This is a genomic window from Halocynthiibacter sp., from assembly GCF_049608145.1.
Classification (GTDB): domain Bacteria; phylum Pseudomonadota; class Alphaproteobacteria; order Rhodobacterales; family Rhodobacteraceae; genus Halocynthiibacter.
The window spans coordinates 1-21,327 of the sequence record NZ_JBMYXF010000051.1 but is presented as its reverse complement, the minus strand read 5'-3'; the positions used below and the strand labels follow the sequence as shown (position 1 = coordinate 21,327).

General features: G+C 54.2%; 24 protein-coding genes. 16 read left to right on the top strand and 8 right to left on the bottom strand.

The window, feature by feature from the left end; translation table 11 throughout:
- From ACPGUT_RS13285 to cysE, 13 genes are all read left to right on the top strand, one after another.
- Positions 1 to 792: phage major capsid protein (locus ACPGUT_RS13285; protein ID WP_423992167.1), on the top strand; the 792-nt coding region annotated here is incomplete at its 5' end.
- A 160-nt stretch (positions 793 to 952) separates the two neighbouring features.
- Positions 953 to 1,543: a head-tail connector protein gene (locus tag ACPGUT_RS13280; RefSeq protein ID WP_423992165.1), complete on the top strand. Its 591-nt coding sequence runs from the start codon at positions 953 to 955 to the stop codon at positions 1,541 to 1,543.
- Positions 1,540 to 1,875, top strand: a complete 336-nt coding sequence (locus tag ACPGUT_RS13275; protein WP_423992163.1) for a head-tail adaptor protein — start codon at positions 1,540 to 1,542, stop codon at positions 1,873 to 1,875. The genes ACPGUT_RS13280 and ACPGUT_RS13275 overlap by 4 nt, the downstream gene beginning before the upstream one ends.
- Positions 1,872 to 2,282, top strand: coding sequence for a DUF3168 domain-containing protein (locus tag ACPGUT_RS13270; RefSeq protein ID WP_423992161.1), 411 nt, complete (start codon positions 1,872 to 1,874; stop codon positions 2,280 to 2,282). Before ACPGUT_RS13275 ends, ACPGUT_RS13270 begins: the two co-directional genes overlap by 4 nt.
- Before the next feature lie 40 nt (positions 2,283 to 2,322).
- A complete protein-coding gene (locus ACPGUT_RS13265) occupies positions 2,323 to 2,736 on the top strand; it encodes a phage major tail protein, TP901-1 family (RefSeq protein WP_423992159.1) in 414 nt (137 codons plus the stop codon).
- A 1-nt stretch (position 2,737) separates the two neighbouring features.
- Complete coding sequence (locus ACPGUT_RS13260) at positions 2,738 to 3,076, top strand: gene transfer agent family protein (protein WP_423992157.1); 339 nt, start codon at positions 2,738 to 2,740, stop codon at positions 3,074 to 3,076.
- Positions 3,076 to 3,303 (top strand): phage tail assembly chaperone, encoded by a 228-nt coding sequence (locus ACPGUT_RS13255; protein ID WP_423992155.1) that lies wholly within the window; start codon positions 3,076 to 3,078, stop codon positions 3,301 to 3,303. The genes ACPGUT_RS13260 and ACPGUT_RS13255 overlap by 1 nt, the downstream gene beginning before the upstream one ends.
- Positions 3,290 to 3,955 carry a phage tail tape measure protein gene (locus tag ACPGUT_RS13250; protein ID WP_423992153.1) on the top strand — a complete coding sequence of 222 codons (666 nt, stop codon included), beginning with the start codon at positions 3,290 to 3,292 and terminating at the stop codon, positions 3,953 to 3,955. The genes ACPGUT_RS13255 and ACPGUT_RS13250 overlap by 14 nt, the downstream gene beginning before the upstream one ends.
- A 72-nt stretch (positions 3,956 to 4,027) precedes the next feature.
- Positions 4,028 to 4,660, top strand: a complete 633-nt coding sequence (locus ACPGUT_RS13245) for a phage distal tail protein, Rcc01695 family (protein WP_423992151.1) — start codon at positions 4,028 to 4,030, stop codon at positions 4,658 to 4,660.
- Positions 4,660 to 5,568, top strand: coding sequence for a DUF2163 domain-containing protein (locus tag ACPGUT_RS13240; RefSeq protein WP_423992149.1), 909 nt, complete (start codon positions 4,660 to 4,662; stop codon positions 5,566 to 5,568). The genes ACPGUT_RS13245 and ACPGUT_RS13240 overlap by 1 nt, the downstream gene beginning before the upstream one ends.
- Before the next feature lie 3 nt (positions 5,569 to 5,571).
- The gene (locus ACPGUT_RS13235) at positions 5,572 to 6,015 is read left to right on the top strand and encodes a peptidase (protein WP_423992147.1); all 444 of its coding nucleotides are present in this window, start codon (positions 5,572 to 5,574) and stop codon (positions 6,013 to 6,015) included.
- Positions 6,015 to 10,019, top strand: a complete 4,005-nt coding sequence (locus ACPGUT_RS13230; protein ID WP_423992145.1) for a baseplate multidomain protein megatron — start codon at positions 6,015 to 6,017, stop codon at positions 10,017 to 10,019. Before ACPGUT_RS13235 ends, ACPGUT_RS13230 begins: the two co-directional genes overlap by 1 nt.
- Before the next feature lie 304 nt (positions 10,020 to 10,323).
- Positions 10,324 to 11,178, top strand: coding sequence for a serine O-acetyltransferase (gene cysE, locus ACPGUT_RS13225; protein WP_423992143.1), 855 nt, complete (start codon positions 10,324 to 10,326; stop codon positions 11,176 to 11,178).
- Here the strand turns inward: cysE and ACPGUT_RS13220 are convergent.
- From ACPGUT_RS13220 to ACPGUT_RS13190, 7 genes are all read right to left on the bottom strand, one after another.
- On the bottom strand, positions 11,166 to 11,498 hold the full coding sequence (locus ACPGUT_RS13220; protein WP_423992141.1) for a carboxymuconolactone decarboxylase family protein: 333 nt from the start codon (positions 11,496 to 11,498) through the stop codon (positions 11,166 to 11,168). The two genes, cysE and ACPGUT_RS13220, sit on opposite strands and share 13 nt — an antisense overlap.
- Positions 11,499 to 11,632: 134 nt before the next feature.
- The gene (locus tag ACPGUT_RS13215) at positions 11,633 to 12,925 is read right to left on the bottom strand and encodes a pyruvate dehydrogenase complex dihydrolipoamide acetyltransferase (protein ID WP_423992139.1); all 1,293 of its coding nucleotides are present in this window, start codon (positions 12,923 to 12,925) and stop codon (positions 11,633 to 11,635) included.
- A 12-nt stretch (positions 12,926 to 12,937) separates the two neighbouring features.
- A complete protein-coding gene (locus tag ACPGUT_RS13210; RefSeq protein ID WP_423992137.1) occupies positions 12,938 to 14,305 on the bottom strand; it encodes a pyruvate dehydrogenase complex E1 component subunit beta in 1,368 nt (455 codons plus the stop codon).
- 26 nt (positions 14,306 to 14,331) lie between these two features.
- Positions 14,332 to 15,327: a pyruvate dehydrogenase (acetyl-transferring) E1 component subunit alpha gene (gene pdhA, locus ACPGUT_RS13205; RefSeq protein ID WP_423992135.1), complete on the bottom strand. Its 996-nt coding sequence runs from the start codon at positions 15,325 to 15,327 to the stop codon at positions 14,332 to 14,334.
- Between the two features lie 140 nt (positions 15,328 to 15,467).
- The gene (locus tag ACPGUT_RS13200) at positions 15,468 to 15,761 is read right to left on the bottom strand and encodes an FtsB family cell division protein (protein WP_423992133.1); all 294 of its coding nucleotides are present in this window, start codon (positions 15,759 to 15,761) and stop codon (positions 15,468 to 15,470) included.
- A gap of 184 nt (positions 15,762 to 15,945) precedes the next feature.
- On the bottom strand, positions 15,946 to 16,839 hold the full coding sequence (locus tag ACPGUT_RS13195; protein WP_423992131.1) for a fructose bisphosphate aldolase: 894 nt from the start codon (positions 16,837 to 16,839) through the stop codon (positions 15,946 to 15,948).
- 118 nt (positions 16,840 to 16,957) lie between these two features.
- Positions 16,958 to 18,157, bottom strand: a complete 1,200-nt coding sequence (locus ACPGUT_RS13190; RefSeq protein ID WP_423992129.1) for a phosphoglycerate kinase — start codon at positions 18,155 to 18,157, stop codon at positions 16,958 to 16,960.
- Positions 18,158 to 18,284: 127 nt separating this feature from the next.
- Between ACPGUT_RS13190 and ACPGUT_RS13185 the strand changes: the two genes are divergently transcribed.
- The 3 genes from ACPGUT_RS13185 (at position 18,285) to ACPGUT_RS13175 (ending at position 20,157) form a co-directional block, all read left to right on the top strand.
- Positions 18,285 to 18,791 (top strand): peptidylprolyl isomerase, encoded by a 507-nt coding sequence (locus ACPGUT_RS13185; protein ID WP_423992127.1) that lies wholly within the window; start codon positions 18,285 to 18,287, stop codon positions 18,789 to 18,791.
- Positions 18,784 to 19,386, top strand: a complete 603-nt coding sequence (locus ACPGUT_RS13180; protein ID WP_423992125.1) for a peptidylprolyl isomerase — start codon at positions 18,784 to 18,786, stop codon at positions 19,384 to 19,386. Before ACPGUT_RS13185 ends, ACPGUT_RS13180 begins: the two co-directional genes overlap by 8 nt.
- A gap of 372 nt (positions 19,387 to 19,758) precedes the next feature.
- The gene (locus tag ACPGUT_RS13175; RefSeq protein WP_423992123.1) at positions 19,759 to 20,157 is read left to right on the top strand and encodes a hypothetical protein; all 399 of its coding nucleotides are present in this window, start codon (positions 19,759 to 19,761) and stop codon (positions 20,155 to 20,157) included.
- A gap of 16 nt (positions 20,158 to 20,173) precedes the next feature.
- On the opposite strand, the gene ACPGUT_RS13170 is transcribed toward ACPGUT_RS13175, so the two are convergent.
- The gene (locus ACPGUT_RS13170; RefSeq protein WP_423992121.1) at positions 20,174 to 21,040 is read right to left on the bottom strand and encodes a GNAT family N-acetyltransferase; all 867 of its coding nucleotides are present in this window, start codon (positions 21,038 to 21,040) and stop codon (positions 20,174 to 20,176) included.
- Positions 21,041 to 21,327: the final 287 nt, after the last annotated feature.

Below are 21,327 nucleotides of genomic sequence, written 5' to 3'. Positions count from 1 at the left end.
GCCAATGTGGTGAATGTAGAGGCGACGTCTTATGACGTGCTGGTGGATCACACTGAGTTGGGTGCTGGTTGGGCGGATGAAGTCACGGCGACTGCTGAGACATCTTCGCCGCAGTTTGATCGTATTTCGATTGCTTTGCATGAGCTGTCTGCCCTGCCAAAAGCATCCCAACGCCTGTTGGATGACAGTGCCTTTGACATTGAAGGTTGGTTGGCTGGCCGCATTGCCGATAAGTTTTCCCGTGCAGAAGCGGCGGCGTTTATCAATGGCGACGGTGCGGATAAGCCACGTGGTTTCCTAGATCATACGATTGTGGATGATGCGTCTTGGTCCTGGGGCAATCTGGGCTATGTGGCCACCGGTGCGGATGGTGATTTTGACGGTGCGAACCCGGCGAATTCTATCCTGGATCTGGTCTATGCCCTGGGTGCGGAATACCGTGCGAATGCGTCTTTTGTGATGAATTCCAAGACCGCAGGCGTTGTGCGTAAGATGAAAGATGCGGATGGCCGTTTTCTTTGGACTGATGGTCTGACCGCGGGTGAACCTGCACGTCTGTTGGGCTATGCGGTTCTGATTGCTGAAGATATGCCAGATATCGCATCCGACGCCCATGCGATTGCCTTTGGCGATTTCGGTACGGGTTATACGGTTGCCGAGCGGCCCGATCTGCGTGTGCTGCGTGATCCGTTTTCTGCCAAGCCACATGTTCTGTTCTATGCGACCAAACGTGTTGGCGGTGACGTAAGCGATTTCGCGGCGATCAAACTGCTGAAATTCGCGGTGAGCTAATCACTGCGATGTGTGTCGGGGAATATCCCTGACATGCGACGCGCGCTGCAGCTTTCCATGTTTTCCAGCTGCTCCCCTCCGTTCGGGCGATATGGGCGGCGCGCGTCATTTCAAGAAGGCTGGTTTCTGGCCTGGAGGGTGAGAGTTTCGGAGATATTTCATGATGTTAATCGAGCAGACCACGATCCCCACGCTTTCGCTGCCACTGGCCGAATTCAGGGATCATCTGCGTCTGGGCACAGGGTTTGCCGATGACGCAGTGCAGGATGGCGTGTTGGAACGCGCGTTAAGGGCCGCTTTGGCCATGATTGAAACGCGCACGGGAAAGATATTGCTGACCCGGGATTTTATCTGGCGCATCACGGGCTGGCGTGACCAGAGCTGTCAGGCATTGCCGGTGGCCCCGGTTTCAGCCCTGATCAACCTGCAGATTGTTGACCGAACCGGGGATGTTACGGTGATTGATCCCGCGCAATACCGTTTGCAGGAAGATGACTTTCGTCCGCGTCTTGTGGCGACAGGGGGATATTTGCCTGCAATACCTGCCGCTGGCGAAGCCGAGATCGGGTTTCAGGCCGGGTTTGGGGCATCCTGGGGCGACATGCCCGCAGATATTGCCCAGGCGGTCTTTATGCTGGCTGCGAACCTGTATGAAAATCGGGACGGCATGGATGAAAGCTGCTTGCCTGCCGGTGTTGAAATGTTGATTTCACGCTATCGTACGGTGCGTACGATTGGGGGTGTAAAATGACCCCGGTCCTGAACAGAGAGCTGACCTTGGAAAGCCCGGTTTTGAATCCGGATGGAGCCGGGGGATGGGTGCAGACCTGGATCACGCAGGGGGTGTTGTGGGCGCATGTTACGGCGGCGTCAGCCCGTGAAAAAGCGACCAATCTGACGACGAGATCAACAGTGCGATACAATATTCTGGTGCGAGGGGCCCCGGAAAGTGCCCCGTCACGCCCGCGCCCCGAACAACGTTTTACCGATGGTGCCCGGATCTGGCGCATTACTGCGGTGAAGGAAGCGGATCCGCGCGGTCTGTATCTGACCTGCCATGCAGAAGAGGAGGTCGCATCATGAGCTATGGTGTTGCTTCGGCTTTGCAGTCGGCCGTGTATCAGAGATTGGCAGCCAGCAGTGAACTGGCTTTGCTGGTGGGGGCTGCGATTTATGACACCGTGCCGGCGGGTGTGATCCCGGCGACCTATGTCAGCCTGGGACCGGAAGATGTGCGGGACCGGTCGGATCAGACGGGCGCGGGGGCTTTGCATTTTGTGACGGTCAGCGTTGTGACGGATGAGGCAGGGTTTCAGACCGCAAAAGATGTTGCTGCGGTGGTGTCGGATGCCCTTGTGGATGCCGAGTTGATCCTGGCGCGAGGACGGCTGATTTACATGCGATTTGATCGGGCCACGGCCAGACGGGTTGGCGTTGGGGAAACCCGACGTATCGACATCCGGTTCCGTGCCCGTGTTGAAGATAGCTAATGTTGAAGACAATTGATCCTATAATAATCGGAGAAGAATGATGGTTGCTCAAAATGGGAAAGACCTGCTGATCAAGATGGATATGACGGGCGCGGGCCTGTTTGAAACAGTGGCTGGTCTGCGCGCCACGCGGATCAGTTTTAATGCGGAAACCGTGGATGTCACGAGCTTGGAAAGCCAAGGCGGCTGGCGTGAATTGTTGGGCGGTGCCGGGGTGAAATCCGCGGCGATCAGTGGGTCTGGTGTGTTTAAGGACGAAGGCACGGACGAACGCGCGCGCCAGATTTTCTTTGACGGTGAGACACCTGATTTTCAGGTGATTGTGCCTGATTTTGGTGTGATTGAAGGGGCGTTTATGGTGACTTCGATTGAATATAGCGGCAGCCATAATGGTGAGGCGACGTATGAATTGTCCATGGCGTCGGCCGGTGCTTTGACTTTTACGGCGCTTTAAGATGGCAAACCCCTGGAGCGGAGAAGTGGCGCTGACCCTGAATGGAGAGCCGCAGGTGTTGAAGCTGACCTTGGGTGCCTTAGCAGAGCTTGAAACGCAGCTTGAAACCGGCACGCTGGTGCAGTTGGTTGAGCGGTTTGAGGCGCGGGCGTTTTCCACGCGTGATGTTCTGGCACTCATCGTGGCAGGACTGCGTGGTGGCGGCTGGAAGGGCCAGGCGGGTGATTTGATTGATGCAGAGATCGCGGGTGGTCCGCTTGAAGCCGCGCGTGTGGCGGCACAGCTTTTGACGCGGGCGTTTGCCTTGCCGGATGAAGGCCGTTCAGAAGGCGGTGCGTGATGGCTGAGGACGGGTTCGAATGGGGCACTCTGATGCGAGCCGGAATACGTGGTGCAGGCCTGAAACCCCGGGACTTTTGGGAGCTGACCCCTGCGGAACTGATGTTGATACTGGGGCAGGAAGGTCAGGGACGCGCGTTAAGTCGCGGGCGTTTGGATGAGCTTTTGGCGGATTTCCCGGATGTGACATGCCCTGCAAGGAATGGAGAGAATGATGGCGGAGTTTGACGAAGTTGATGGTCTGGATCAAAGCCTTGAGACGCTAGAGACAGCCCTTGGCGCAACCACGGGGATGACGCAGGCCTTTGGCAATGAGTTGGCGCGTTTGGATGACAGTCTTGGGGGGACTGCGAAAGAGGTCACGACGTTAAGCCGTGGTGTGTCTCGCGGCCTGAAGGGGGCGATTGATGGGCTGGTTTTTGACGGGGATAAACTGTCGACCGCTTTGAATGGTGTCGCCAAATCCATGTTGGATACGGCCTATTCGGTTTCGGTTAAGCCGGTGACGGATCGTTTGGGCGGTTTGATTGGCGAAGGTGTGAATGGGCTGTTTAACGGGTTGTTTCAATTTGCTGATGGCGGGTCATTTGCCCAGGGCCGTGTGACACCCTTTGCCAATGGCGGGGTGGTGAATGGTCCGACGGCGTTTCCGATGCGTGGCGGGATGGGGCTGATGGGGGAAGCCGGCCCTGAAGCGATTATGCCCCTGACGCGAGGCGCGGATGGCAAGCTTGGGGTGCGGGCGGATGGGGGCGCGGGCCGCCCTGTGCAGGTGGTGATGAATATTTCGACCCCAGATGTGGGTGGTTTTCAACGGTCCCGCAGTCAGATTGCCGCCCAGATGAGCCGTGCTTTGGGGCAGGGCGCACGCAACCGTTAAGACGATTTTGAACAGCAGCATAAGGGGCGCGGGTTTTTCGGGCCTCTTTTTCTTTGAACGGAGGGTATTCCCATGGGGTTTCATGAAGTCAGATTTCCAGCCAACCTGAGTTTTGGGTCACTGGGCGGGCCTGAGCGACGCACAGATGTAGTGACGCTTGCCAATGGGCATGAAGAACGCAACACGCCCTGGGCACATTCGCGCAGACGCTATGACGCCGGGCTTGGGATGCGTTCTTTGGACGATATTGAAGTGCTGATCGCGTTTTTCGAGGCCCGGCGCGGGCAGCTATATGGGTTCCGTTGGAAAGACTGGTCTGACTTTAAGACCGGGCGTGCTTCGGCAGAGGTGAATTTTGCGGATCAGGTGATTGCAGTCGGAGATGGTGTGATCCGGGACTTCCAATTGGTGAAGACCTACATCTCGGGGGATCATAGTTATACCCGACCGATTGCCAAACCTGTGCTGCATTCAGTGAAGATCGGGTTGGACGGCGATGCTTTGCAAGAGAGCATTGAATACAGTGTCGATCACCTGACGGGCATGGTGCATTTTGATCATCCGCCGGATGAGGGCGCGGAAATACAGGCCGGGTTTGAATTTGACGTGCCTGTGCGCTTTGACGTGGATCGTATCATGACATCGGTTGCCAGTTTCCAGGCCGGGGATGCGCCTGATGTGCCTGTGGTGGAGGTGCGTGTCTGATGGCATTTCCTACAGATTTAGCGGCCCATCTGGCAGAAGGTGTAACCACCACCTGTCGGGCCTGGGCGATTGTACGACGTGATGGGCAGACTTATGGTTTTACGGATCACGATCTGGATCTGACCTTTGAGGGTATAGATTTTGTTGCGAATACCGGATTGACGGCGAAGGCGCTGACGCAATCCTCGGGCCTGTCGGTGGACAACACCGAGGCAATGGGCGCACTGACATCGGCTGCGGTGAAGGAAGAAGATATCATTGCTGGGCGATTTGATCGTGCTGAAGTGCGGGCATGGCTTGTGAACTGGGCGGACCCTGCGCAGCGTGTCTTGCAGTTTTGTGGTGAGGTCGGGGCAATGACCCGAGGCAATGGGGCCTTTGAGGCGGAGTTGCGGGGGATTACTGAATCTTTGAACCAACCACAGGGTCGTGTCTACCAAAGCCCGTGTTCTGCGGTCTTGGGGGACGGCAAGTGCAGATTTGATCTGAACACGCCGGGCTATGTTGCGGAGGTTGCTTTGCAGAGTGCTGAGGATAACAGGGTCTTGCGGTTTGAATTGCCGGGGGTGCTGGACGGATTTGATCACCGTTGGTTTGAACGCGGCCGCCTTGAGGTCTTGAGCGGGAAAGCGAAGGGGCTTGTTGCGATTATCAAGAATGATCGTCTGTCTGTTGACCTGCGAGAGATTGAACTTTGGGATCGGCTGCAGGCGGGTATTGAGCCGGGTGACATGATCCGCCTTGAAGCTGGTTGTGATAAGCGCGCTTCAAGCTGTCGCTTCAAGTTTGATAACTTTCTGAACTTTCGTGGCTTTCCCCATATGCCTGGAGAAGACTGGTTGATGGCTGTTCCAAAACAGGCGGACAGCAATACGGGCGGATCACTTGGTGTGGGACCGGGAGGGTAAGCAATGCAACAGCAGCAACAAATTCTGAATGAAGCGCGCAGCTGGATCGGAACGCCCTATCTGCATCAGACATCTGAGAAAGGCGCGGGGTGCGATTGCCTTGGGCTTTTGCGGGGTGTCTGGCGGGATCTCTTTGGTGAAGAGCCCGCACGTATCCCTGCTTATACGCCGGATTGGTCTGAACCTTCCCGTGACGAAGTGCTCTGGCGCGCGGCCTGTGCCTATCTTGTGGTGAAACCTCTGACCCAGGAGGCACCAGGGGATGTGTTGTTGTTTCGCATGCGACGTGGATCGGTCGCTAAACATCTGGGCCTCCAGGGGACCTGTGGTGCCGCCCCGACCTTCATTCATGCCTATAGCGGTCATGCGGTCACGGAAAGCCCGCTGAGCCAGCCATGGGGGCGCAGAATTGCGGCCCGATTTGAATTCCCAAAGGAGAGCAACTGATGGCGACGATTGTATTAGGTGCCGCTGGTGCGGCCTTGGGATCTGCTTTTGGCGGAACGGTTCTTGGATTATCCAGTGCTGTGATTGGTCGTGCTATCGGGGCGACGATTGGACGTGCGATTGATGCGCGGATCATGGGAAGTGGTGCTGAACCTGTGGAGACGGGGAAGGTGGATCGTTTTCGTCTGATGAGCGCGTCGGAAGGATCGTCTATCCCGCATCTGTATGGTGCAATGCGTGTACCCGGGCAGGTCATCTGGGCATCTGACTTTCTTGAGAATTCCAGCTCCAGTCAAAGCAGTGGCGGCAAGGGGGGGGCGCCTAAAGGCCCTAAGGTTACGACCTATGAATATAGCGTCAGCATTGCCATCGCCCTGTGTGAAGGAGAGATCAGTGGTGTAGGGCGTATCTGGGCGGATGGGGATGAGATTTCTGCCGATGGTCTGAACATGCGCGTCTATACGGGGCGCGAAGACCAAATGCCGGATCCCAAGATTGAAGCGGTGCAAGGTGTGGGGAATGCACCATCTTACCGTGGGATCGCATATGTTGTGTTGGAAGATCTGCCGCTTGGGCCTTATGGCAATCGTATTCCACAGCTGTCTTTTGAAGTTGAGCGTCCAGAGCGTGGCGTTGAAGGGGACAGCGTTTCGGAAGCTGGAACACTGGCCGAAGGTGTTCAGGGTGTTGCGCTTATTCCGGGTACGGGGGAATACAGTCTGGCGACCACGCCAGTGCATTACAGCGATGGGCCTGGACGTTTGCGTGGGGCTAATCTGAACTCTCCTTCAGGGATGACCGATTTTACGGGTTCTGTTTCCGCGCTGGGCAGTGCTTTGCCGGCCAGTAAGTCCGTGTCGCTTGTGGTGAGTTGGTTTGGCGATGATTTACGTATGGAGCACTGTAATCTGCGTCCGAAGGTCGAACAGAACACCAATGACGCCGCTGCGATGCCCTGGGCTGTCAGCGGGTTGCGTCGTGATACTGCGACACTTGTTCCCGAAGAGAACGGGCGTGCCATATATGGGGGAACACCTACGGATCAATCCGTGATCGAGGCAATCCACCATCTGAAAGACAGTGGCCAAGAGGTGGTGCTGTATCCGTTCATCCTGATGGATCAAATCGCAGGGAATGGGTTGCCTGACCCTTGGAGTGACGCAGGGGATCAGCCTGCCCTGCCATGGCGGGGACGTATCACCGGGAATAAGGCACCAGGGCAGACCGGGAGCAATGATACATTTGCGGCTGCAGCTGCGGAGGTGGATGTGTTTTTTGGCACTGCGGCACCTGGTGACTTTACACAGGTGACTGTGGCTGCATCTGCGCCTCTGGCCCATGGCGGGAGTGTTAGCGCCTCTGACGGGGCTGTGAAGGCCTCTGTGAGCTATACAGGGCCTGCTGAGTGGTCTTACAGGCGGTTTATCCTGCACTACGCCCATTTGTGTGCCGTTGCGGGAGGGGTAGACGCGTTCTGTATCGGGTCAGAGATGCGTGGTATGACGCAATACAGGGGAGAGAATGGCAGTTTCCCTGCTGTTGATGCGCTGATTGCTCTGGCAGCCGATGTACGCACTATCCTTGGCCCGGATGTTAAGATTGGTTATGCCGCCGATTGGTCCGAATATTTCGGATATCACCCACAGGATGGATCTGGGGATGTGTATTTCCATCTTGATCCGCTGTGGATGGATGACAACATCGATTTTATCGGGATGGACAATTACATGCCTCTTGCTGATTGGCGGGACGGACGGGATCATTTGGATGCCCACTGGGGCGCTATTTATAATCCGGACTATCTGCGCGGTAATGTGATGGGCGGAGAAGGTTATGATTGGTTTTACCATTCTTCAGAAGCACGTGCAGCCCAGATAAGAACACCTATCACGGATGGCGCTGAGAACGAACCATGGGTGTTCCGGTATAAAGACATCCGCTCTTGGTGGACAAAACTGCATTATAACAGGCGCAATGGCGGCGTGCGCGACACAGATCCCAACCTCTGGGTCCCAGGCAGCAAGCCGATCTGGTTTATGGAATACGGATGTGCTGCGATAGACAAAGGGGCGAATGAGCCCAATAGGTTTCTGGATCCGAAAAGCTCAGAAAGTGCTTTGCCCTATCAATCTGATGGCAGTCGGGATGAGCTGATGCAGCGTGCCGCGCTGGGCGCGATACAAAGCTACTGGGCGGATCCAGGAAATAACCCGACGGATCCGGACAGTGGGCATCAGATGGTGGATATGGCCCATGCGCATGTCTGGGCCTGGGATGCGCGACCATTTCCGTGGTTTCCCAATAACGGGCAGCTTTGGTCTGATGGCGTGAACTATCCGCGTGGTCATTGGTTGAATGGGCGTTCTTCTGGTTGGAGACTGGCAGCGGTTGTTGAAGAGATTTGCAAACGATCCGGCGTTGAGAAATACGATGTGTCTGAATTGCATGGTTATGTGCTCGGTTACCTTGATGATGATAGCAGAGACGCACGTGCGGCGATACAGCCCCTGATGTTGGCCTATGGTTTCGATGCGATTGAGCGTGAAGGCGTGCTGAAGTTTCGTCTACGTGACGGGCATGCATCGATTGCGATCTCATCAGATGAAATGGTGGTAACGGACGAGCTGGACGCACGGGTTCAGACCACACGGGCGCCCACCGCCGAAATTGCGGGCAGGGTACGCCTGAACCACATTGAAGTCGGGGGGAATTACGACATCCGTTCAGTCGAAGCAATTTTCCCAGATGAGGTGACCTATTCTGTCAGCCAGAATGAACTGCCCCTTGCCATAAGTCAGAACGAGGCCCGCATGATCGCGGAACGCTGGCTTGCTGAGGCGCGGATTGCGCGTGACACTGTGCGTCTGGCTTTGCCACCATCGCAGTTGTTGGTTGGTGCGGGGGATGTCATTCACCTGCCAGATGAAGAAGGCAATAACGCATCGTACCGCATTGACCATGTTGAACAATCCGGGATGCAGGTTGTGGATGCAGTACGGGTTGAAACGGGTGTCTATGTTTCCGGAGACAGTTCGCTTGATACGCCCGGAATGCGACCATTTTTGGTGCCTGTACCGGTTTTGCCTGTGTTTATGGACTTGCCCTTGCTGTCAGGAAGCGATGTTGCACATGCTCCTTGGCTTGCTGTTGTGGCTAAGCCTTGGCCGGGCACTGTCGCTGCGCTGAGTTCGGCCACAGACAATGGCTATGGATTGAACAATTTGTTACAGAAAGGCGCGGTTTTTGGCGTGACCCGATCAGAGTTCCGCAAGGCACCTGCTGGTGTTTTGGATCGGTCGGCGTTTTTGACGGTTGAGCTTTCTACAGGGGCATTGTCTTCCGCAAGTAAGGAAGACGTTCTGAACGGTGCAAACCTTGCGGCAGTTGGTGATGGATCAGCTGACAATTGGGAAGTCCTGCAGTTTGAAGAGGCTGTTTTGGTTGCTCCTGATACTTGGGAATTGCGGGGCTTTTTACGCGGGCAACAAGGCACAGATGGGATGATGCCCAATAGTTGGCCTGAGGATAGCCTGTTTGTGTTGTTGAATGATGCACCACAGCAGATTGAGCGGGCGATTGAGGCCCGTGGACTGGATCGTCATTACCGGATTGGCCCCGCAAGCCGCTCATACGATGATCCGTCCTATATTCACATTATTGGCAATTTCAAAGGCAATGGCTTGCGCCCCTTTGCCCCTGCACATCTGCAAGGCACTGTCTTTGGCGGGGATCTGGAAGTAAGCTGGATCCGGCGCACACGTGTGGATGGCGACAGTTGGGAGAGCTTTGAGGTTCCTTTGGGGGAGGAAAGTGAGCTTTACCTGGTGAGGGTCTGGGATGGCGGGGTTTTGTTACGTGAAGCCACGGTCACATCCCCTAGCTTCATATATGATGCCAGCATGCAGGCCGCAGACGGCGTTGGGACCGGCTATGCTGTCGAGGTTATGCAGGTTTCTGCACTGTATGGCCCGGGTCTGCCAGCGCTTCTGCAGATGGGAGTATGAGAATCTGCCGGATACTCTGGCGGGATTTCTAAGGGGGCCAATAGTCTTGTTGGGAGATCTCTGAATTGATGATGCAAAACGGGTAATGAATTGATATGTTTAAAGGAAGAAAGGCGTTCTTTTGAAGTTGTGATCGTAGGGAGCGTGTGGGATATATTCCTGTTAAAGTTTCAGTTTGTGGAATTTTTCCTAAAGTAACCTGCGATTTGGGGGATTTTCCTTATGCCGTAGAGCTAAGCTCGACAAAAGGGTGCCTAGTGCATAAATGCACAGATCAGAAGGCAACACCACCGGAGGACGGATTATGGCTCATCGGGAACAGATTCAGAACCTGAGTTCAGACATTCACACGGTGGATCCTGTCTGGGAGCGTATCCGAAAAGAAGCGGGAGAAGCCCATTCTGAAGAACCGATGCTGGGTGGGTTGCTTCATTCGACCGTTCTGCATCACAAAAGCCTAGCCCAGGCATTGGGATATCGTATTGCGCTGAAACTGGCATCTGGTGAGATGTCAGAACAGTTGCTGCGCGAAGTCGCGGATGACGTTTATACACGAAATCCAGATATTTTACAGGCAGCGCGTGCGGATCTGGTGGCTGTTGAGGAACGTGATCCTGCCTGCCATCGCCTGTTGCAACCTTTGATGTTCTTCAAAGGGTTTCAGGCGATCCAAGCCTATCGTATTGGCCATGCTCTGTGGGTAGAGGGACGTAAAGATCTGGCCTATTTTTTTCAGATGCGCGTGTCAGAAGCCTTTGGGATCGACATTCATCCGGGCGCGCGCATTGGACGTGGTATTATGATCGACCATGCCCATTCAATAGTGATCGGTGAAACGGCTGTGGTTGGCAATAATGTTTCGATGCTGCATTCCGTGACATTGGGCGGGACAGGAAAAGAAGACGAAGATCGTCATCCGAAGATTGCAGATGGTGTGTTAATCGGGGCTGGCGCGAAAGTATTGGGAAACATCAAAGTCGGACATTGTTCGCGTATTGCGGCGGGCTCTGTTGTCCTGCAGGAAATTCCTCCCTGCAAGACGGTGGCGGGTGTGCCGGCGAAGATAGTAGGTGAAGCGGGCTGTGATCAGCCCTCTGTCACCATGGATCAACTGTTAAGCGGTAAGCAGGCGCTGCCTGTGGATGCTCAGGACAGTTGATCATAAGCTTCCATTGCTTTGGCGCCGTACATGTAGCCGGGCCCACCGTTCATCAGAACACAGACGTTCACCATTTCGGCGATCTCATCACGGGTTGCGCCTGCGCGGATCGCAGCTTTGACGTGGAAGCCGATGCAATCATTGCATTGTTTTGAGATTCCGATGGCCAGAGCAATAAGCTCCTTTTGCTTTGTATCTAAGGCGCCGCTTTCAAATGCGGCTTCATGTAGGGCGTGAAACCCCTTTGCTGTATCGGCTTGTTCTGCGCGCATTGGCTTGAGCAGAGACGCGGTATGAGAGAGAGCTGCTTTCCAGTCCATAGTCAGATCCTTTGTGGTTGCAACTTTGCGCATAGGGATGCTCAAATGAAGACACTCTGATCCAGATCAAGAAAAACCCCCGGTGGCGCAATGCCCCGGGGGTTTTTCTGTTTAACGTTGCGTCCCGATGTGGATCAGGCGAGCATTGCCATTGGATTTTCGAGGTTCTGCACGATTGCTTCGAGTAATTGTGCACCAAGAGCGCCATCAATCACCCGGTGATCCACCGAGAGCGTCACAGACATGATGGTTGCAACGGAAAGATCCCCTTCGGCATTGACCACGGGTTTCTTTTTCCCGGCGCCAACGGCCAAGATCGCCCCATGTGGTGGGTTGATCACGGCGTCGAAGTTGTCGATGCCCATCATGCCAAGATTTGAAATCGCAAAGCTGCCGCCTTGGTATTCATGTGGGGCGAGTTTACGATCACGTGCACGGGTTGCCAGATCTTTCATCTCGGATGAGAGCGTTGAAAGTGTCTTGATTTCAGAGTCTTGCAGGACAGGGGTGAACAAGCCACCTTCAATTGCCACGGCCACGGCCACATCTGAAGCGGCCATTTTCAACACGCGATCTCCTGCCCAAACGGCATTGGCGTCTGGTACTTGTTGCAGGGCAAGTGCGCAGGCTTTGATGATGAAGTCATTGACCGATAGTTTTACATCACGGTGAGCCAGTTGTTTGTTCAGTTGTCCACGGAAGGCCAGAAGTGCATCAAGCTGAATATCACGGCGCAGGTAGAAATGCGGAACAGTCTGCTTGGCTTCGGTCAGACGGGCTGCGATGGTTTTACGCATGCCGTCCAGTGCGATTTCTTCATATTCGCGCCCTTCATACATCCGTGCAACAGAGGCAGCATCGGCGCTTTGGGGGGACACGGTTGCTGACGCTGACGCTGGCGTGGATTTAGGCGCCAGTGCTGTGGTTGATGCATTTTCCACGTCGGTCTTGACGATACGACCACGGGGGCCAGACCCCGAGAGCTGCGCAAGATCAAGACCTTTGTCTGCCGCGATCCGCCGCGCAAGAGGCGTAGCAAAGATGCGTGTGCCGTCTTTGATTGGGGCTGCGGGGGCGGGAGCAGCTGCTTCAGAGGCCGCCTTTGGGGCCGCTTCAGCATCTGCGTCGGCTTTGACAGCCGAGGGCGTAGACTGGGAAGACGTGCCAATATCACTGACGTTTTCGCCATCCTCCAACAAAACAGCAATCACCGTGTTCACGGCAACATTTGCAGTGCCGGCAGCCACAAGGATTTTACCGATAACACCGTCATCCACGGCTTCGAATTCCATGGTGGCCTTGTCGGTTTCAATCTCGGCAAGAAGATCGCCAGATTGCACCGTATCCCCTTCGTTGACCAACCATTTTGCCAGTGTGCCTTCTTCCATCGTCGGGGACAGTGCGGGCATGAGAATTTCTATAGGCATCGCGTTTCTCCCTTACCGGTAGGTCACTTGTTTCACCGCTGCAATGACCTCATCCGTGGTCAGCAGTGCGTGTTTTTCGAGGTTCGCCGCATAGGGCATTGGCACGTCTTTACCTGTGCAGTTAATCACGGGTGCATCGAGATAGTCAAAGGCACGTTCCATAATGGTTGCAGACAGGTGGTTGCCAATGGATGCCACAGGGAAGCCTTCCTCAACAGTCACGCAACGATTTGTTTTCATGACGGAATTCAGTAATGTGTCATAGTCGATCGGGCGTAAAGAACGCAGATCAATCACCTCAGCAGAAATCCCATCTTCCGCCAATTTATCAGCGGCTTCCAGAGCATATTGCATGCCGATGCCAAAGCTGACGATGGTCACATCTGAGCCTTCGCGCCAGATCTTGGCCTTGCCGATAGGGACTGTGAAATCATCCATCACAGGCACATCAAAGCTGCGACCATACAGGATTTCATTTTCCAAGAACACAACCGGATTTGGGTCGCGGATTGCGCTTTTCAGCAGGCCTTTTGCATCTGCTGCGGAATAGGGCATGACGACTTTCAGGCCGGGCACCTGTGCATACCAAGCGGCATAGTCATGGCTGTGTTGTGCACCAACGCGGGCGGCGGCCCCATTGGCGCCACGGAACACCATTGGTGCACCCATCTGACCACCGGACATATACAATGTCTTTGCGGCAGAGTTGATGATATGGTCAATGGCCTGCATGGCGAAATTGAAGGTCATGAATTCAACAATTGGCTTGAGCCCGGCAAAGGCAGACCCCGTCGCAATGCCCGCAAAACCATGTTCGGTGATGGGGGTGTCAATCACACGACGTGCGCCAAATTCGTCCAGAAGACCCTGAGATACTTTATAAGCGCCTTGGTATTCGGCCACTTCTTCTCCCATTAGATATACGGTTTCGTCCCGGCGCATCTCTTCCGCCATCGCGTCGCGCAAAGCTTCGCGTACAGTGGTGGAACGCATTTCGGTGCCTTCCGGGATCTCGTCGTCTTCTGGTATAACGCGGGCGATAGGGGCGGCAGCAACAGGCGCTGCCGGAGCTGCGGCTGTTGGTGTGGCGCTGACCGCAGGTGCAGCCGCCGAAACAGCCGCTGTAGATGCGTCTTCGCCGTCTTCCAACAGCAGTGCGATCGCCGTATTAACCGCCACATTTGAGGTGCCTTCAGCGATCATGATCTTACCGATCACGCCTTCATCCACCGCTTCAAACTCCATGGTGGCCTTATCGGTTTCAATCTCGGCTAGAATGTCGCCAGACTGAACAGTATCGCCTTCTTTCACCAGCCATTTCGCCAGTGTGCCTTCCTCCATCGTGGGGGACAGTGCGGGCATCAGGATTTCAGTTGCCATCTTAATTATCTCCGTCTTTTCCGCGCTTAAGCTTCAGCGTAAATATCTGTCCACAGTTCTTCCAACGCGGGCTCGGGGCTCTCGCGGGAGAAATCTGCAGCTTCGTTCACAGTGGCTTTGATTTCTTTATCAATCGCCTTCAGATCCTCTTCAGAGGCGTGTTTGCCCTGTAGGATCAGCTCGCGTACATGTTCAATTGCATCGCGTTCTTCGCGTACTTTCTGCACCTCATCCCGGGTCCGGTATTTTGCCGGATCGGACATGGAATGACCGCGATAGCGATAGGTTGTCATTTCCAGAATATAGGGGCCTTCACCGGAACGGCAATGTGCGATGGCCTTTTCGGCGGCGGCTTTTACGGCCAGAACATCCATGCCGTCGACTTCTTCACCGGGGATGCCAAAGGCCGCGCCACGTGTGTAAAGGTCAGGGGTGGAAGATGCGCGTTGCTGGCTGGTGCCCATAGCGTATTGGTTGTTTTCAATGACAAAAATCACAGGCAATTTCCACAGAGACGCCATGTTAAAGGTCTCATAGACTTGACCTTGGTTCGCCGCACCATCCCCGAAATAGGTAAAGCTGACACGATCATTGCCCAGATATTTATCTGCAAAAGCCAAACCCGCGCCCAAGGGAACCTGAGCACCAACAATCCCGTGGCCGCCGTAGAAATGTTTCTCTTTCGAGAACATATGCATCGATCCACCTTTGCCTTTGGAATAGCCGCCCTCACGTCCGGTCAATTCCGCCATGACACCTTTCGGATCCATGCCACAGGCCAGCATATGCCCGTGATCGCGGTAAGATGTGATGCGCTTGTCGCCGTCTTCCGTTGCGGCTTCAATGCCAACAATCACAGCTTCCTGGCCAATATAAAGGTGACAAAACCCACCAATCAGCCCCATGCCATATAGTTGACCGGCCTTTTCCTCGAATCGCCGGATCAGCAGCATCTCACGATAATGCTTCAACAGCTCCTCTTTGGAAGTGTTTGGTTTCTTTGTGGATTTTTTGGCAGCCATAGATAAAGACCTCCGGACTGTAGCGATATTACAAAGATAGTTTAGCGTTAAACTATGCTTATCTGAAAACCCGACGCAATGCGAGAAAAAAACAAAACCACCCAAAAGGTGGCTAGGTTGACTTCAAAACGGATGGGGGATCAGGGAATAATCACTTCATTTGCGCGCAGCATACCAAGGCGGGCGCGGGCCTGTTGGTCAAGAAGGTCAAGATCTAGATAGTCATCGGAAAGACGGTAGGTTTTGTTTTCAAGCTCTGCCACTTGTGCCTGAAATCCATCAAGGGTTTCCTTCAGGGTGTCTGCTTCGGCTTCTGCCTGGATCCGCTGAAACAACCCGCCATCGCCTTGCACAGCCGTAAAGCTGAAGTACATGCCTAAAAATAGACATGTCCCATAGTACAAAAATGATCCGATGGCGGGTCTGGTCTTCATCGATTGCCTCAATATTCTGCCTCTTGTTGGGCAGTGAAGGCACAATGCCACAAGTGATTCGATTTGTGAATCCCTTATGATTCGATTTTGTGATTTTTTTGTTCCAGCGACGGAAGTGAGTCAAATTTATCGCATGAAAAAGGGCGCCGCAGCGCCCTTAAATAACATCCCTGTTTTGGTCGGGTTAACCAGCAACCGATGCCGCGTGAATTGACCCGACAGAGGTATCCAAAGTTGCGTCAAATTCGGCCTGTGTCTGTTGGGCAGACAGACCTTCGGTCAACGCGCGTGAGAAACTTGCGATCATGCCAGTGTTCTCAGACAGGCGACGGTTGGCTTCATCACGTGGATATCCACCGGATAGGGCAACAACGCGCATTACTTTTGGATGATCTACCAGGGCTTTGTATTGGTTGGCTTTTTCCGGCAGTGTCAGTTTCAACATAACCTGTTGATCCGCCGGAACCATATCCAATGCGCCCAGCAGGGCATCACGCAGAATGTCTTCTGCACCAGCTTTGTCGTCCATTGAAATAGTGATCTCTGGCTCAACGATTGGCATCAGCCCATGGGACAGAATATCGCCGGCCAATTCAAACTGTTGTGCGACATTGGCTTTGATGCCTTTTGACGATGCCACATTGATCACAGAACGCATTTTGGTGCCAAAGATGCCCTTTGATACAGCTTTTTCAAGCAGCGCATCCAGGCCTTCAATCGGTTTCATCAGCTGAACGCCGTTGCTTTCGTCCGCAAGGCCCTTGTCGATCTTCAGGAAGGGGACAACACCGCAGTCTTCCCAAAGATATTGCGCGGTTGGTTTGCCTTCGATGTCACGGTCCATTGTCATTTCAAACAGGATGGCACCAACAACACGGTCGCCGGTGAAGGCTTCTGATTGAATGATCCGGCTGCGCATGGCGTGGATCTGGTCAAACATTTCTTCGTCGTTGGAATAAGCGGTGCTTTCAACGCCATACAGGGCCAGCGCTTTGGGGGTGGACCCGCCGCTTTGATCCAGTGCTGCAACAAAGCCCGCGCCATTCTGCATTTGTTTGGTTTGCTCTTGGTTCGCCATCTGCTCTGCTCCGATTTGCAGTTACTAAGAAAATTTGCCCCGGTTCTATGCGAGCGGGGCAGGACTGGCAATTGTGATAGCGCCAACATTTGCATAGCGCTATCAGGTTAAGAAGAAATTAAGCCAATGCAGCAACACCGGGCAGGGTTTTGCCTTCCATCCATTCAAGAAAAGCGCCGCCGGCGGTGGAAATATAGCTGAAGTTGTCTGCTTTTCCGGCCGCATTGATCGCCGCTACGGTATCGCCGCCACCTGCGACTGATACCAATGCATCTGCGTCGGTTTGTGCCGCGATGACATCGAGCATGGCAAAAGTACCGGTCTGGAACGGTTCCATTTCGAACACGCCAAGCGGTCCGTTCATGATCAGGGTTTTTGCGCCTTTGATAACCTCTGCCAGATAGGCGTTTGTTTCTGACCCCACGTCCAAGATCATTGCATCGTCGGGGCAGGCGTCGACGGCTACGATTTCATGTGCAGCATTTGCCGCAAATTCGCGGGCCACCGTGATGTCACGTGGCAGGATGATTTCACAACCAGCGGCTTCGGCTTTTGCCAGAATATCACGCGCTGTATCTGCAAGGTCATGTTCACAAAGCGATTTCCCAACAGACACACCTTGCGCTGCCAGAAATGTATTTGCCATGCCGCCGCCTATAATCAGATGATCAGCTTTACCAACAAGATTGCCCAAAAGATCCAGTTTCGTTGATACTTTCGCACCGCCTACAACCGCGACAACCGGACGTTCCGGCGCGCCAAGTGCCCCTTCCAATGCGCTAAGCTCGGCCTGCATCAGGCGTCCCGCACAGGCAGGCAGAAGGCGCGCGATGGCTTCGGTTGAAGCATGGGCGCGGTGGGCCGCAGAAAACGCATCGTTGCAGTAAATATCACCAAGTGCCGCCAGAGACGCCGCGAACATCGCATCGTTTTTGGTTTCTTCCGCATGGAAACGGGTGTTTTCCAGCAGCAGGGTTTCGCCATCCGCCAGATCAGCCACACCATGTTTCGCGTCCGCGCCAATGCAGTTTGCCGCAAATTTAACAGGGCTCCCCAATGCGCCTTCCAGTGCGTCGCGGATCAAGCCCAGGGACATATCCGCCCGCACTTCACCTTTCGGGCGACCAAAATGTGCCAACAGCACAGGCTTGCCGCCGGCCGCAAGAATATCACGAACGGTGGGCAGAATGCGTTCAATCCGGGTCATGTCGGTGACGCGACCGGCATCCATGGGCACGTTGATATCCACGCGGGTCAGCACAACTTTGCCAGCCAGTTCCATATCATCCAATGTCTTCCAGGGTTTTGCGGCAGTCATAACGCACTCCAAAGCATAAATTTCGCGTCCTTTAACACAACATCCGGGCCCGCACGTCAATTCTGCTTTTCCCCGAAGACAGCATTAGATAAGCTGCGCGGCAAATATCATACAAAGGATGCCCCAAATGGCTGAAATCAAAGATCCCGAAAACACAATCATCATGGAAACCACAAAGGGCACCGTGAAAATCGCGCTTTTGCCTGATGTTGCGCCAAAGCATGCCGAGCGTATGAAAGAACTGGCCCGCGCGGGTGCGTATGACGGTGTTGTTTTTCACCGCGTGATTGATGGCTTTATGGCGCAGACCGGTGACGTTGCAAACGGCAACTGGGACAAAGATTTCAACATTGGTCGTGCTGGTACGGGTGGTTCTGAGCACCCTGATCTGCCTGCTGAATTCTCCAAGATTCCACACGCACGTGGATCCATTGGCGCAGCACGTTCCGCCAACCCGAACTCTGCCAACAGCCAGTTCTTTATCAACTTTAAAGACAATGACTTCCTGAACGGTCAATACACTGTTTATGGTCAAGTCATTGAAGGCATGGACATTGTTGATGAAATTCAGCGTGGCGAGCCGCCAATGAACCCTGATCGCATGACCTCTGTGAAAGTGGCAGCGGATGTCTAAAGGCGACATCATTCCGGCCACTCTTGGTGTTCTGGGCGTTGCGGTGCTGGGGGCATATTACATGTTCACATCCCCCGCTCAGGCGCAGGACAATCCGGATACTCCGAACCTTGTGATCGAAGTTGCAGGCAGTACCGATGGTCAGATCGTGATCGATCTGATGCCGGATGTTGCACCCAATCACGTGGCGCAGATCACAACGCTTGCGAAAGAAGGTCAGTATGATGGCGTGGTGTTCCACCGCGTGATTGATGGCTTTATGGCGCAAACCGGTGATGTGGAATTCGGCCGTGTAGAGGCTCCTTCGGGACGCCCTGGCACGGGCGGTTCTGAACTGCCTGATATTGCTGCAGAATTTAACGCGGTTCCCTTTAATCGGGGCACTGTTGGCATGGCACGTTCCGCCAGCCCGAATTCTGCGAACAGTCAGTTCTTCATCATGTTCGCACCTGCGCCTCACTTGAATGGCCAGTATACGGTCTTTGGTCAGGTGATCGAAGGTCAGGACGTGGTCGATGCCATCAAACGTGGCGCCGGGGGAAGTGGCGCAGTCACTGATCCGGACTATATGAAATCCGTCACAGTGGTTGAATAAGTCATTTCGTCTCATCTTTGGATGAACGGCGTATGCAAACGGGCCTTCCTTTGTCAGTGATATGATGAAGGGAGGCCCGAATAGTTTCAATGACCAGATGGACCGGCTGTCAGATTTTCACGGGTCGTTCTTGAAGAAAAGATCATAGATTTGCATCCTTTGTGTTCATCTTGCATTCCACGGATGTTCCACGGATAAGGTCCCTTAATTATTCACCTATGACACCAGTGAGAGCCGACAGCCATCATGCCGCAGACCGATCATCTTCAAACCGATTGTTCGAAATGCGCAGCGCTATGCTGCGTGGTGCTGACCTTTGATAAGGGCAAGGACTTCGCATTCAGTAAAAACCCGGGGGAGCCATGCCGCAATTTGTCTGGGCACAAATGTTCTGTCCATGACAGTCTCAGCCAGGATGGTTTAGGCGGGTGTGTTGCCTATGATTGTCTTGGTGCAGGAAATCGTGTTGTCCAAGAGGTGTTCTCTGGCCAAACTTGGCAGAAAGAACCCCGCCTTACGCGTGTTATGATGGAAGCATTTTCAGGTATGTGTGAGGTGCACAAACGTATCGATCTGTTGCGTGCCGTGGAAACCCAACTGCACAATCCACAAGATCTGCAGACATGCCGGAATTTTCGCGCCAGCCTTGAAGACCGCCGTTGGAGTGGCCCTGAACTGAATGAATTCGAGGTGGAACTGGGATTAGAGATCGATATTTTTGTTCACGGGATCAAAGATGACCTACCCGAAGAGTTGCGCCGGGAAATCTGATCCAAGACGCGCTAGGTCAGACTCCTCCCAGAATTTCGCCTGATGTGGCGTTAACCTCTTTCTTAACGCCCGCCATCCAAAGCGGCAGATGGCGTGCAATTGGTGCAAGCACGCCCCAATGCAACCAGCAGCCCGATGTTTGTTCAATCCGGGCTCCGGTTCCTAGTTTGAAATGTGTCATTCCCGCTGCATCTTGACTGTTCAATACGCCCAGATCCAATGCGGTGTGGCCCCGGTCCTGCAGCCAGACCATCGCGCGCCATAGCAGCAAATTCATGGCGTTTAGCCTGCGGCCTTCAGGTCTGCTGTGTCCGATCTGCCATGTCACCATCTTTCCGTGTCTTAGGAACAGGGCGGCGGCAATAATGTCTCCATGATGTCGTGCCTCAAAAATGATCGCATGTCCTGGGTTTTCTACGGCAAAAGCCAATGAAATCTCTGGTGGAAATCCTCTGTATTTTCTGGTCCGTGTCTGAAGTTTTTCCGCATCTAAAAGCCAGTGATTATCGCCCAATTCATAATGACTTACGTCGACTTTTTCATGCTCAGACCGGTTCAATCTGTTGCGCCATTTTTGGCGCATGGCAGTGCGCATCTGATTGGGCGTCGCCAGATCCAAGATTGCTGTATAGCTTGCGGTGATCAGGGGCCAGAACCCGTTTTGGCGCAGGGCATCTGCCGGGATGTCAGGCGCGTTCAAAAGCAGGGGAATATCGCCATGATAATTGCGCCACGACCGCAACCATTCCTGGCTGTCTTGACAACAGCTTGTGACGGGACCACGCGATACCAGATCCACTTGCCCCAGGGGGGAAAAACAACGGCTTTGTACCTGCCACGTGATGTCGCGCCCGGGGGCGGGGCTTATGGAGTGGCACTGCATTGGAATACCCATTGATTGACAGCTTCGGCCAAATTCGGGCGATTGTTGTAAGGGGATGGCAAGGTTTTCCATACCGCCATTAACCAATATTCAAGTTTAAAGAGGGTTAATGCGATGCATGAAACCCTCACGTCCCCAATTCACCCCCGCTGCGGCTCTTCTGCTGGCCACGTTGCTTTCATTGCCATTCCTTGGTCTGGCCGTGTGGGATGTTTTACGCAGTCTTATGTGAAAGGCCCGGCACGCGAAGCGTGCCGGGCCCAACGCCTGACAAGCGGCTTTGCCGC